The organism is Paenibacillus lacisediminis, assembly GCF_046567315.2.
This window is the reverse complement of the sequence record NZ_JBKIAX020000002.1, coordinates 317,227-330,541: the sequence shown is the minus strand read 5'-3', so window position 1 is coordinate 330,541 and position 13,315 is coordinate 317,227. Positions and strand designations below refer to the sequence as shown.

The 13,315-nt window shown below is 54.8% G+C and carries 8 protein-coding genes; 7 read left to right on the top strand and 1 reads right to left on the bottom strand.

Features of this window, described 5'->3' with window-relative positions; all coding sequences use genetic code 11:
- Positions 1 to 224 precede the first annotated feature (224 nt).
- Complete coding sequence (locus ACLD72_RS04840; protein ID WP_410996529.1) at positions 225 to 1,265, bottom strand: LacI family DNA-binding transcriptional regulator; 1,041 nt, start codon at positions 1,263 to 1,265, stop codon at positions 225 to 227.
- 544 nt (positions 1,266 to 1,809) lie between these two features.
- On the opposite strand from ACLD72_RS04840, the gene ACLD72_RS04835 reads away from it, so the two are divergent.
- The 7 genes from ACLD72_RS04835 (at position 1,810) to ACLD72_RS04805 (ending at position 13,304) form a co-directional block, all read left to right on the top strand.
- Positions 1,810 to 2,694, top strand: a complete 885-nt coding sequence (locus tag ACLD72_RS04835) for an ABC transporter permease (RefSeq protein WP_410996527.1) — start codon at positions 1,810 to 1,812, stop codon at positions 2,692 to 2,694.
- A gap of 45 nt (positions 2,695 to 2,739) precedes the next feature.
- Entirely contained in the window at positions 2,740 to 3,621 is an 882-nt protein-coding gene (locus ACLD72_RS04830; protein ID WP_251591382.1) for a carbohydrate ABC transporter permease, read from the top strand.
- Between the two features lie 56 nt (positions 3,622 to 3,677).
- A complete protein-coding gene (locus ACLD72_RS04825; RefSeq protein WP_410996287.1) occupies positions 3,678 to 5,291 on the top strand; it encodes an ABC transporter substrate-binding protein in 1,614 nt (537 codons plus the stop codon).
- 76 nt (positions 5,292 to 5,367) lie between these two features.
- Positions 5,368 to 6,822, top strand: a complete 1,455-nt coding sequence (locus tag ACLD72_RS04820; RefSeq protein ID WP_410996285.1) for a glycoside hydrolase family 32 protein — start codon at positions 5,368 to 5,370, stop codon at positions 6,820 to 6,822.
- A 328-nt stretch (positions 6,823 to 7,150) separates the two neighbouring features.
- Positions 7,151 to 8,041, top strand: a complete 891-nt coding sequence (locus ACLD72_RS04815) for an ROK family protein (RefSeq protein WP_410996283.1) — start codon at positions 7,151 to 7,153, stop codon at positions 8,039 to 8,041.
- A 101-nt stretch (positions 8,042 to 8,142) separates the two neighbouring features.
- A complete protein-coding gene (locus ACLD72_RS04810; protein ID WP_410996281.1) occupies positions 8,143 to 11,973 on the top strand; it encodes a GH32 C-terminal domain-containing protein in 3,831 nt (1,276 codons plus the stop codon).
- Between the two features lie 896 nt (positions 11,974 to 12,869).
- Positions 12,870 to 13,304, top strand: a complete 435-nt coding sequence (locus ACLD72_RS04805) for an RQC-minor-1 family DNA-binding protein (RefSeq protein WP_410996277.1) — start codon at positions 12,870 to 12,872, stop codon at positions 13,302 to 13,304.
- Positions 13,305 to 13,315: the final 11 nt, after the last annotated feature.

The window sequence follows — 13,315 nt, the reverse complement described above, 5'->3', positions numbered from 1 at the left end:
CCAAATAAGGGAATTGTTTACCGCTATGCTCGACGGATGGAGGCAGATGTGCACTTTTTCCAAGGTCGGCAACAAAATAAGTACCTAAAGTTCCGCTATTCCTTCAACGTGAGGGAGAATATCAAAGATAGCGGTAAAAGTTACCGCTATCTTCGGCAGTTGCGGCGCTAACCGCGTTCTGTCTCCGTTAAAGGATGCCATCAGGCATTTTCTCCCGGCCGGACTTAGCTGATATTCGGCGTAGATTCCCGAATGACCGGTTTGGTGTAGATATGGGACACCTGGTAGGGCTGATTCGGATCTTTAATGCGCGAAAGCAGCATTTCGGCGGCTTTGACGCCCATTTCGTTGCTGAAGATATGGACCGTCGTCAAATGCGGTTCGACGATCACGGACTCGGGGCCGTTGTCGAAGCCGCAGATGACGATATCCTGGGGAATCGACAGGTTCCGGTTCTTCATCGCCTTCATCACGCTCACGGCAATGTAATCGTTCGCGCAGACGAAAGCAGAAGGGAGCTCCCGTATCCCGGCCACCCGCTCGTCCATCCATTCGGGTGTGGAGAAGAACAGCCGGTCGTCGTCGATGATGCACCGGGATAGATCAAGGGCGATGCCGGCTTCGGTCAGCGCGCGGTTAAACCCGGCCCATCTTTCGTTAAAGCTGCGGCAATGGTTGTAATCACCGATAAAGCCAAAGCTTTTGTAACCGCCATCAATTAATTTTCTGGTAAGCTGATAAGTGCTGTGTTCGTTCTCCATCAGCAGCACGTCGGCGCGAAAATCCGGGTAGCAAACGTAGGCCGAGCAATCGATAAAGATGGTCGGGATGCCGAGCCCGGTGATGAGGTTGCTGTATTCCAGATCAAACAGCTCGATACAGATGATGCCGTCCACATTGGCCGCGTCGAAGTTGTTTGGCAGTGACAGCGATTTTTGCTCAATGTCCCTGACGATATGGATGGACAGGTTGTAGCCTTCGGCGCTGATTCTTTTTTCCAGGCCGCTGATCAGGGTTGAACCGAAATGGGATGTGTTCGGCAAGTTCTCCGTCAGCAAGGCGATGTTGCCCGAACTTTTGGACAAAAGGCCATCGCTGTCCATAAAGGCAAACTGCTTGTATTTTAACTCAATGGCTTTTCTGATTACTTTATTGCGCGTTTCCGCCGGGATGCTTTCGCTTCCGTTCAGCGCTTTGGACGCCGTGTTGCGGGAGATGCCCAAAGCGTCGGCGATATCCTGAATCGTTACTTTTTCCTTCGCCATCATTTCACCTCTATAATATCCTCGGGTCACGATGCATAAAAAGCGAGTATTTGCAAAGATTTCCTATTACCAATGTATAATAGATCGGGAAAAATAGCAACAATTATTTTACAAATGCACAGTTTGATTTTACATTTATTCCGTTTACATTTGTCAAATCCCCTCCGTGGTTTGCTGTTTAGTTTTTGTCTTGTGTGCTGTAAGGAAAATGCTGCTTTTCAGCTGCTGTTTCTGGTGTATTCGTTTGTTATAGTGTTTTTTGTTCAGTGAATATAGCTTTTTTGTGCAAATTTTCGAGAATTTATTTTAACAAATGCACAAAAATAATTTTACAAAATATATTGACTCAGAGAATCTTGTTTGTTAAATTGTAAATGCAACGGGGTGCAGACAGTAAACAAGTGTTTTTGCTGAAAGCCCTTACTTCACAAGAAAATGTAAACTTACCGGGAGAACGGAGGTAACAAAATTGCAAAGCACAATAAAGGCAAGTCAAGGAAAAGCGGCACTCGGGAGATCCCGCGGACAAAGCCCTTTCGAATATTTGCGGAAATATGGATTTCTCTATTTACTGCTTGCGCCGGCCCTGGTCCTTACCTTGATCTTCAAATACGGGCCGATGTACGGAGCGGTGATTGCGTTTAAGGATTTCAGTCCGATCAAAGGCATCCTTGGCAGCGATTGGGTCGGACTCAAAAATTTCGACAAGTTTCTGTCCTCGCCCAACTTTGAAGTGATTTTTATGAATACGCTTAAATTAAGCTTGCTTGGGCTTGTGCTCAGCTTTCCCGTGCCGATCCTGCTGGCGCTAATGCTCAATCAGGTCCGCCGGGCCGGTGTAAAAAAGAACATCCAGTTGTTTCTGTACGCCCCCAATTTCATTTCCGTTGTGGTCGTCGTTGGGATGCTGTTCATCTTCCTGTCGCCGACGGGTCCAGTCAACCAGTTGTTCATCCGGTTTACGGATGAGCCGATCATGTTCATGTTAAGCCCCGAATATTTCCGGTGGATTTATATTTTGTCGGATATTTGGACGGGAGCCGGCTGGTCCTCGATCATCTATGTGGCCGCGCTGGCCAACGTGGACCCGGAGCTGCACCATGCGGCCAACCTGGACGGCGCCAACCTGCTGCAGCGGATTCGCCACATCGATCTGCCGACGATCCGCCCGATTATGGCGATCGTGTTCATTCTCGCCGCCGGCGGAATCATGTCGATCGGGTTCGAGAAGGCTTACCTGATGCAAACGGCCATGAACCTGCCAACCTCGGAGATCATTCCGACCTACGTGTACAAAATCGGTTTGCAGTCAGGGGATTACGCCTACTCCGCCGCCGTCGGGCTGTTCAACTCCGTTATCAACGTCATCCTGCTCGTGACCGTGAACTTTGTGGTTAAAAAGCTAAACGAGGGCGAAGGCCTCTATTAAATGGGGGTGCTGAACTCGCAATTGCAATGAAAGGAGCAAACTGCCATGCCCATCAAACATTCGAAATTCGACCGTTTTCTGCTGGCCTTAAACGCCGCCGGCTTGGTGTTCGCCGTACTGATCGTGGTCGTGCCGCTGATTTATGTCGTCGTGGCCTCATTTATGGACCCCTCCGTACTGCTTAGCCGGGGCCTGTCCTTCAACGTTGCGGACTGGACCCTGGACGGTTACAAGAAAATCCTGACTAACCCGGCGATGGTCCGGGGGTTCGGCAACGCCGTACTGTACTCGACTTCTTTTGCCCTGATCACCGTGACGGTGTCGGTCTTCGCGGGTTACGCCCTGTCGGATCACCGGCTGGTTGGCCGCCGTTTTTTTATGACCTTGTTTTTGATCACGATGTTTTTCGGCGGCGGGCTGGTGCCTACTTACCTGCTGGTCAAAGAGCTCGGCATGATCGATACGGTCTGGGCGGTCATCATTCCCGGCGCGGTCAACGTATGGAACATCATCTTGTCGCGGACGTTTTTCAAAGGTGTGCCAAACGAGCTGAGGGAGGCCGCCAACGTCGACGGCGCTTCCGAAGCGATGATTTTCTTCCGCATCGTGCTGCCTCTGTCCAAACCGATCGTTTTCGTGCTGGCGCTGTACGCCTTTGTTGGCCAATGGAACGCCTATTTCGACGCAATGATTTACCTGGATAATCCGAACTTGCATCCGCTGCAGCTCGTGCTCCGGTCGATCCTGATCCAGAACCAGGTTGATCCCGGCATGATCGCCGACCAGCTGGCCATGGCGGAAATGAAGCGGTTGTCCGAGATGATCAAATACGCGGCAATCGTGATTTCGAGCCTGCCGCTCGTCGTGATGTATCCGTTTTTCCAGAAATACTTCGAGAAAGGTGTCATGGTCGGCTCCCTGAAATAACGCCGGCTGCACATAAATGCTTTGCCTAAAGCACAAACCTGGGAGGTCAAAAGACAATGGTAAAAAGCCAAAAAGTGAAATTTGCCTGCAAAGCCGTATCCGTCTCCGTACTTGCTTCCGCGCTTCTGCTGTCCGCATGCGGCAACGGGGGAAGCAAAAATTCGTCCGGCAACGAACAGGACCCGAGCGGGAAGATCACGCTGAACATGATGACGCAAAGCTCGCCGCTGGCACCCGCAGATCCCAACAACAAGCTGATTTTCAAACGGCTGGAGGAAAAAACGAACGTTCATATTAATTGGAAGAATTTCACCAAAGACGTGTTTGTGGAAAAAAGAAATCTCGCGATGGCCAGCGGCGATTTGCCCGACGCCATCTTCGACGCCGGTTACGGCGATTACGAGCTGCTTAAGCTGGCCAAGGACGGTGCGATCATACCGCTAAACGACCTGATCGAGCAATATATGCCGAATTTCCAAAAGGTGTTGGAAGAAGCGCCGGAATACAAGGCGATGATCACTGCGCCGGACGGCAACATCTACGCTTTTCCGTGGATCGAAGAGCTCGGCAAGGGGAAGGAGCGGATTCAATCCGTCGACGCTGTTCCGTGGATCAATGTGGAATGGCTGAATAAGCTCGGTCTTGAGATGCCGAAAACGACGGAGGAATTGAAGCAGGTGCTGATCGCCTTCAAAACCCAGGATCCGAACGGAAACGGGCAGGCCGACGAAATTCCGCTGTCTTTTATCAACAAGCCGGGGGCCGAGGATTTGGTGTTCATGTTCGCCGCGTTTGGCTTAGGGGAAAATCCCGATCACGCGGTAGTTACGAACGACGGTAAAGTCGTGTTTGCGCCTGCCGAAGAAGGCTACAAAAACGCCGTCAAATATATCAACGAACTTTACAAGGAAGGACTCATCGATGTCGAAGCGTACACGCAGGATTGGAGCACGTATCTCGCCAAAGGCAAGGACCACAGATACGGCCTGTATTTCACCTGGGATAAGAGCAACATTACGGGCGCTAATGACAGCTACGAGGTCATGCCGCCGGTAGCCGGGCCGAACGGTGAAATCAATGTAGCCCAAACGAACGCGCTGGGCTTCCACCGCGGCCGGATGGTCGTTACGAGCACCAACAAAAACCCGGAAGCGACGGCGAAATGGGTGGATCAGATGTACGATCCGATCCAATCCGTGCAGAACAACTGGGGCACTTATGGGGACGAAACGCAGCAAAACATCTTCGAATACGACGAAGCGGGCAACAGCCTGAAGCACCTGCCGCTGAACGGAACCGCTCCGGTTGAACTGCGGGAAAAAACGAGCGTTGGGGGGCCACTGGCGATTCTGGACAGCTACTTCGGCAAATACACCACTGTGCCGGACGACGCCAAGGAAAGGATGCAGATCGTCAAGGAGGTTATGGCTCCCCATATGAAGGCGGAGCAGGCGATGCCGAACGTATTCCATTCGATTGATGAACTGGAACGGCTGACGACGATCGAAACCGATCTGTTCGCCTATGTGCTGAGAAAACGCACCGAATGGTACCAAAACGGCAAAATCGATCAAGAGTGGAACAGCTATTTGCAGGAGCTCGACCGGCTGGGGCTGCAGGAGTGGCTGAAAATCAAGCAGGATGGTTATGACCGCGCTATGAAGCAGTAAAACCGAGGGATAGAAGACGGCGGATAGCCATAGAAATAGACGTTTTTATTACGGAGGCAAAAGGAGAGACGCTGGAATGACGAAGATCACCAAGCAAAACTATAAAGGCAGGTATCATTTCTCACCGGAGAAGAACTGGATGAACGATCCGAACGGATTGGTTTATTTTGCCGGAGAATACCATCTATTCTATCAGTATTATCCTCGCGGAACGACCCACGGGCCGATGCACTGGGGCCATGCCGTAAGCAAAGACCTGGTTCATTGGGAGGAGCTTGACATTGCGCTTTTCCCCGATGAGAACGGAACGATTTTCTCGGGAAGTGCGGTAGTGGACTGGGGCAATACCACCGGCTTTTTCGGGGAGGAACCGGGGCTGGTCGCGATTTTCACCCATCACCTGGAATCGGAAGGAAAACCACCAGTGCAGATGCAAAGCATCGCCTACAGCAAGGACAAAGGCAGAACTTGGACGAAATACGCGGGAAATCCGGTGTTGAGACATGAACGCTTCGTCGATTTTCGCGATCCCAAGGTGTTTTGGCATGAAGACACCCGGCGCTGGGTTATGATCCTCGCTTGCGGGCAGACGGTATGCCTGTATCATTCTCCCGATTTAAAAACATGGACGTTCGCCAGTGAATTCGGCAGCGGAATCGGCTTCCATGAGGCGGTTTGGGAGTGCCCCGATTTGTTCCTGCTGCCGGTCGATGACGATGCCTCCCGGCAAAAATGGGTGATGCTGGTCAGCGTGGGCGATCATCCCGCTTATGAGGAAGGGTCGAGAACGCAGTATTTTACCGGGGATTTTGACGGCGTGACGTTTACGCCCGATGAAGACTCGCGAGAGGTCCGCTGGCTGGACTATGGCCGGGACAATTACGCGGGCGTCAGTTGGTCCGATATCCCGGCGGAGGATGGCAGACGGCTGCTGATCGGCTGGATGAGCAACTGGAAGTATGCGCAGCTTACGCCGACGGAAGAGTTTCGCGGCGCGATGACGGTACCGCGTGAACTTGCTCTGGAATCCCGGAACGGTGCGACCGTTCTGACGCAGAGACCGGCGCGGGAACTGGCGCGTATGCGCCGGCCGGTGCTCAGCCTGGCGAATGTCGCCGCCGGGGAAGCGGAAGCCGCACTGCGTTCCCTGCGGCTGGAAAGCTGCGAGCTGGTTGCGGAAGCCGCACCCGGTGCGTCCTTTGCCTTCAAGGTCAGGACGGGGGCCGGCCAGGAGACGGTTGTCGGCGTAAACGCGGCTTCCGGGGAGGTTTATGTGGACCGCACGAAATCCGGACAGCACGAGTTTCACGAGCAATTCCGCGGCGTACACGCGGCCAAGCTGCACACCGCGGGGGAAAAGCTCGAGCTGCGCATTTTCGTGGACTGCTCCTCCGTTGAAGTGTTTGCCAACGACGGGGAGGCCGTCATTACCGATCTGATCTTTCCTGGCCCGGAGGCAACCGGCCTTTCCTTGGTGGCGGAAGCGGACTTCGCGCTGGAGTCACTGGCGATTTATGAGCTGGCGCCGTAAGTGGCTGGTGTGACGACGGTGGGTGCGCCGGCCCGGACGGCTAACGGACCTGAGCGACCTTATTTGCTCGAAAAGGCGGCGTTTCAAGCTCTAACGGACCGTAGCGCTCTTATTTGCCCGAAAATGACCTAAAACGTACGCTGTATGGCCAAATAAGGTCTGTGGTGTCCGTTACGTTATGCAAACTGTTGTTTTTGGCGAAATAACGGCGCTGGTGTCCGTTAGGATCGGCGCTGCGGCCGATGAATGCGGCTGACTGAATGCGGCCGATGAAACATATAAGATGCGGGACTGCCTTGGACTGTATCGAAAAAAGGAGATCAACAACATGCGCATAGGAGCGATTGAAGCCGGCGGGACGAAATTCGTCTGCGGCATCGGCGATGAGCACGGCGTGATTGAGGACAACATCAGCTTTCCGACGGAAAGTCCGGAGATCACGCTTGGCAAAGCGATTGCTTATTTGAAGGACAAACGGGTGGAGGCGATCGGGGTCGGATCATTTGGCCCCATTGACCTTCGGCAAGATAGCCCCACCTACGGCTATGTGACCACAACGCCGAAACCCGGCTGGAGCCAGTTCGATTTCCTCGGCGCGCTGCGCCGCGAAATTCCCGTGCCCCTGGGCTGGGATACCGACGTGAACGCAGCCGCGCTGGGGGAAGCGGTATGGGGGGCAGCGCAAGGCCTGAACAACTGCCTGTATTATACGGTGGGAACGGGCGTCGGGATCGGCGTTTATTTGGAAGGGCGGCTGGTGCACGGGCTGGTTCACCCGGAAGGCGGCCATGTGCCGGTAAAGCGGCACCCGGACGATGATTTTGCGGGCCGCTGCCCATATCACGGCGATTGTCTGGAAGGCATGGCGTCGGGGCCGGCGCTTGAAGCCCGCTGGAAAGTCAAAGGGCATGAGCTGCCAGGGAATCATCCCGCTTGGGAAATCGAGGCGTTTTATCTTGCCCAGTCGATTACAGGGGCGGTGCTTCTAACCTCGCCGGAAAAGGTCATCCTGGGAGGCGGGGTCATGCAGCAGCCCCAACTGTTCCCGCTGATCCGGGAGGCGGTGCGCCGGAACCTGAACGGATACGTCAACGCCGGCGAGATTTTGGAGCGTATGGAGGAGTATATCGTGCCTCCTGGCCTCGGGCAGCAAGCGGGGCTTTGCGGCGCTTTGGCATTGGGGCTGAAGGCGTTACACGGGCGGCATCCTTCTTCTTAAGCGAAGAGAGCGTGCCGGAGGAGGCAGTGGCTATGATCCATGGCCTCCTGCGCCGGAAGCCAAAACATGTTTGTATCTCTCACAGGAAAAGAGGGTGTATCATGGGCAAAGGCAAATCCGTATTATCCATTCTTTTATCCTCCGCGCTTATTTTTGCCGGGTTTGATGCTGGAACGGTCCGGGCGGCAGGTGCGGAGACGGAAACGGGAAAGGAGGCTAACGCCATTTTTGAAAGCGCAACCAACTTTGCGACGAATTTGACCGGCTGGCGAATCGAAGGAAAAGGCCGAATGGAGACGGCGGAGCAGGGGCTTCTGCTCGTCTCGGAGCCGAGGGAGAACGTCATCGCTCTCGCGGAGACGCGGGCGGCCGATTTTATCTATGAAGCCGACGTCATGGTGACGGAGAGGCAGGCGGATGCCACGTTGGTATTCCGCTCCAATGAGGACGGATGGTCCTCCTATATGCTTCAGCTCGTGCCGAACGCGGGGCTGATCCGGCTGAAGGACGCGAGCGGAGAAGGCAAGCTGCGGGAAGAACGGCGGGTCGATTTGGCCGAAGGGGAAATCTATCATCTGAAAGTCAAAGCCGAAGGAACTCGGCTCCAGGTATTTTGGGGGGACCGTTATAAACCGCTGATCGACGTCCATGACAGGGCTTACGCTTCCGGGTATTTGGGCCTGAACGTTTGGGACGGCTCTGCGCTGTTTCAGAACGTGAAGGTCAGCGGACTGAACAGCAATTTAGGCGCGGCGATCGCGAGCTCGGGAGCCTGGCAGCCGGGCCTGCAGGGGGAACTGGGAACGGCGGACGGTACCCGGCGGGCACTGCGGATTTATCAGGGCTATGAGCAGGATCTCGTGCTGGAAGGAAACGTGTCTTTTACCGCGGATCATGGGGATGCCGGTTTGCGGTTCAGAGCGAACGGGCAGGGGGCGGACGGCTACGAGGCGGCTTTGCGAAAAGACGGCGGCCAGGTTTGGGCGGAGCTGAGAAAAGCGGACGGCCGCGTCATCGCGGTCTCGGAACGTGCTTACCCGTCGGCTGCCAAAGCAAGGCACCATCTGGAAATCCATGCGCTCGGGAGCCGGATTCAGGTCTATGTGGACGGATACGCCGTACCGGCCGTCGATGCCGTCGACAATAGCTACGCGGTCGGTCACGCGGGATTTGCGGTATCCGGGGGAGCGGCGTATTTTCAGGACGTCTATTTGACCGCAGCCAACGATTATTACACGGAAAAATACCGCCCCGACTACCATTATTCACCTGCCCGCGGGTCGGCGAGCGATCCGAATGGGCTGGTCTACTTCGAAGGGGAATACCATCTGTTTCATCAGGACGGCGGAACCTGGGCCCACGCGGTCAGTACCGATCTGGTTCATTGGAAGCGGTTGCCCATCGCCTTGCCCTGGAACGATTGGGGACATGTCTGGTCGGGTGCGGCCGTCGCCGATCTCCATAATGCCTCCGGCTTGTTCACGGATTCCGGGGGAAAAGGCCTGATCGCTTATTATACTTCCTATAACCCGGACAGCCCAAACGGCAACCAGCGCATCGGGCTGGCGTACAGCAAGGACCGCGGCCGCACCTGGGAATACGCCGCAGAGCGCCCGATCGTGGTCGAAAATCCGGGCAAGCAAGGGGACGATCCGGGAAGCTGGGATTTTCGCGATCCCAAGGTCGTGCGGGACGAAGAGCATAACCGCTGGGTTATGGTTGTGTCCGGCGGCGACCATATCCGCTTTTTCACTTCGACCAACCTGATCGACTGGACGCTGACGGACAATTTCGGATATGGGGTTTATGTCCGCGGCGGCGTGTGGGAGTGCCCCGATTTGTTCCAACTGGCCGTGGACGATGACGCGGGCGAGAAAAAATGGGTGCTCATGATCAGTACGGGCGCCAATCCGAATACCAAGGGCTCGGCGGCGGAGTATTTTGTCGGGGAGCTTACTCCGGAGGGCAAGTTCGTTAACGACAACCCTGCCGGCAAGGTGCTGGCGACCGATTACGGAAAAGAGTTCTACGCCTCCATGTCTTTTGCCGGTATGCCGGACGGACGCAGGGTGATGCTGGCTTGGATGACAAACTGGGATTACCCGTTTGCTTTTCCGACCGAGGGTTGGAAGGGGGTTCTAAGCATTCCGCGCAAGTTAACGCTGCAGAAGACGAACGAGGGAATCCGCCTGGCGCAGACGCCGATCCGCGAGCTGGAATCGCTGCGCGGCCAGCTGCTGTTCACGGCGTCGGACCGCCGCGTTCAACCGGATAGGGCGAATCTGCTGAAAGGCGTATCCTCCGGCGCCTATGAAATTGAAGCCGAAATTGAAATTCCCCAGGCCAGCCGCGTGAGCGAATTCGGTTTCCGCCTCCGCGAGGGGAACGGCAAGCGGACGGTCGTCGGCTACAAAAGAAAAGAGAACGAGATGTATGTGGATCGCTCTCTTTCCGGCGACATCGGCTTCTCCGACCGGTTCACCACGCTTCATCAGGCGCCGCTTCAGCCGGACAACCGGCGCGTGAAGCTGCGGATTTTCGTGGACGATTCCTCGCTGGAAGTATTCGGAGGGGACGGCCGCGCGGTGTTTTCGGAAGTGATTTTTCCGGATCCTGCACACCGCGAAATGAGCTTTTTCACTGTAGGCGGAGAGGTGAACGTGCTTTCCTTGAAAGTGCACGCGCTAACAAACGTATGGAACGAGGCGGCGGGGAGCCAAACCTCCATCGTTATGGATACGAGTCCGCGCGAATTGGGGCTGGGGGACACCCGGACCTTGTACGCTGCGGTGAGCGGCGGCGCGAAAGGCGGGCGCAGCGGCGGTACGGACGTCAACCGAAGTCAGCCGATTCGCTGGGAGTCGAGCGATCCGCAAGTCGTGGCCATCGCCTCGTCCGATCAGCAGCAGGCGGTGATTCGTGCGGCCGGCCAAGGTGAGGCGGTGGTTACCGCCTCCACCCCAAACGGGAAAGCGTCGGTCAGCGTTCCGGTGAAGGTGTTTGCCGGGGAGTTCCATACGAATCTAACCGGTTGGACGCCCGACGTGCCGGCCTCCGCCTGGGTGGCGACGGAGCGGGGCATCCGCGGCAGCTACGGGAGCGACGCTCACTATGTGGCGGAGGAGACGGCCGGCGATTTTGTGTATGAGGCCGAAATGACGTTGGCCGAAACGGGCGGGGCGGGCTCTATCCTGTTCCGGGCCAGTCGGGACGGGCGCAGCGGGTACTATTTTAATATCGATCCAAATATGAAAGCCTTCCGCTTGTTTTACAAAATCGATGGCGCATTTGCCGAACGCCAGGTGCTGGCGAACGTGCCGGCTTTCATCCAGCCGGGAAAGAAATACGCCATTGTCATCGAAGCGGACGGGCCGCGTATCCGGATTTCCGTGGACGACGCCCAAATCATCGACCTTAATGACGGCACGTTTGCGGAAGGGCATTTCGGCGTTCACGTCTTCGGCGGCACGGCGTATTACCAAAACGTCAACGCCAGCCGGATGGAGCAAGCCAAGCTGCGGAAGACGAGCTTCGTTAACGCCGGCACGAACGCGTCGCTGTACGCCGCGAAAGCGGAAAACGGCGAGCCGGTCGCGCTGCTCCCAGCCGGGGACGGGGAGGCGTCTTCCCAGACTTGGGTTTTGGTGCCGACCGGAGACGAGTCGAGCTCCTATTCGATCCGCACCGCCGCGGTAGGCAAAGCTTTGGACCTCGATACGGGCCAAAACAAACTCCAGCTGTACGATTATCTCGGCTACGACAATCAACGCTGGCTGCTTCGCGATAATGATGATGGCACTGTAGCCATTCTGTCGCTTCATACTCGGCAAGCGCTTGAAGCTTCGGCGGACGGCGGCTCCCTGTACTTGAACGAACCGGATCCGGCGCTGGACCGGCAAAAATGGCAAATGGCGGATACCGGCGCGCCGTGATGCTCTGGTTTTTAAAGTTCTAGCGGCCGGGTTGGTTAATAATGAAGGGTTCCCAAATCGCGGAGAAGGTCTCTTCCGCTTGGGAGCTCTTTTTTTGTTTGGATATTTGTGAGTAATGATATAGTTTATACTATATAAATCAACTGTCGGTGCGACCAACATGAAATTGGCAATTAAGCGAAGCAGTTGTTGCAAAGCGATCACCCCATCCGAGCGTACCTGCTTCACTCTCCAGCTTTCTTGGTCCATTGTTGAATGGAATAGTTACAGAATGTACAGTTACTTATCGGGAAATGCTGCCACAGCACCTGAATAAGTGTAAAACCTCAGACTGTTGAGAAAGTCTTTAGACTTTTCCATAATTTAAAATTTGTGTGGTGACTCCTGGAGCTAGATTCGCTATCCGGAGGCTTTTCACGATTATCCCGTTTGACCAGGTGACTTGGCTTCCTGAACCATAGGGATGATCGTGCAAAGTGGTTTGGAGAGACTACACCATCTATGTCATCATTTATTTTGTCAAGCACTGATTTTGGTCCTGAGCCCGAATTTTGTGTTCAAATTTTAAAAAATGGACTTTCTCAACAGTCTGATGATTTGCAATTAATGGTCAGAGTGGGGCCGGTCAAGCACACTTTTGCCCGCCGTCCGACCAAGCGAAATAAATAGGCAACGGTGTACTCTGTCTGTACAGCATCGGCAGTTAAGCCGATTATGGTTCGGCGAAAGTTGAGTGTATAAGTTGAACTAAAGAAATGCGGAAGTTAGGCAAAAGGATTTATACAACATCTGAATTTAAATTGAATTAGATATAGGTTTCAAAAAACGGAACGGGAAGGGAAGAAAATGAGCGATACATCCGATAAACTCGTGTTGACGGAGAGGAAGTCCGCTACATGCTTCATGCCGCCGACAGCATCGCCGGGCGCGCGGGAAGAACGATGCTGGCCAAAATACTGAAAGGTTCCCGCGACAAAAAACTGTTGGCGTTAGGGCTGAGCGATAGTATAGCTTACGGATATTATCGGCAGCTGACGATCGCGAACATCACCGAGCGTGTAGACTGGATGATTAAAAATGATTTTCTGGCATTCAGTTGGGTTGGCGAAATGCCGGTGCTGGTGTTTACGGAGCGGGGGTGGGAAATCCAGCGGGAGCAGTTGGCGGACCTGCTGCTTTCGCAGTGGAAGGCTTGGGTGGAAGCTGGATATGATGCAATAACGGCTCGCAAGCTGCGACCGGGGAGTCTCCGGTCAGCCTGCCTGCTTTTGCCGAAGCTTTGTTGGGATTCCGGGATTATGGTAAAATGGCGGTGTGCTATTATAGGATGACCCGAAGATGG

What these genes read in the sequence shown, in the direction of transcription:
- ACLD72_RS04810 (WP_410996281.1), top strand. Translation starts at nt 8,143, where the DNA reads ATGGGCAAAGGCAAATCCGTATTATCCATTCTTTTATCCTCCGCGCTT.
- ACLD72_RS04815 (WP_410996283.1), top strand. Translation starts at nt 7,151, where the DNA reads ATGCGCATAGGAGCGATTGAAGCCGGCGGGACGAAATTCGTCTGCGGC.
- ACLD72_RS04830 (WP_251591382.1), top strand. Translation starts at nt 2,740, where the DNA reads ATGCCCATCAAACATTCGAAATTCGACCGTTTTCTGCTGGCCTTAAAC.
- ACLD72_RS04820 (WP_410996285.1), top strand. Translation starts at nt 5,368, where the DNA reads ATGACGAAGATCACCAAGCAAAACTATAAAGGCAGGTATCATTTCTCA.
- ACLD72_RS04840 (WP_410996529.1), bottom strand. Translation starts at nt 1,265, where the DNA reads ATGGCGAAGGAAAAAGTAACGATTCAGGATATCGCCGACGCTTTGGGC.
- ACLD72_RS04805 (WP_410996277.1), top strand. Translation starts at nt 12,870, where the DNA reads ATGCTTCATGCCGCCGACAGCATCGCCGGGCGCGCGGGAAGAACGATG.
- ACLD72_RS04825 (WP_410996287.1), top strand. Translation starts at nt 3,678, where the DNA reads ATGGTAAAAAGCCAAAAAGTGAAATTTGCCTGCAAAGCCGTATCCGTC.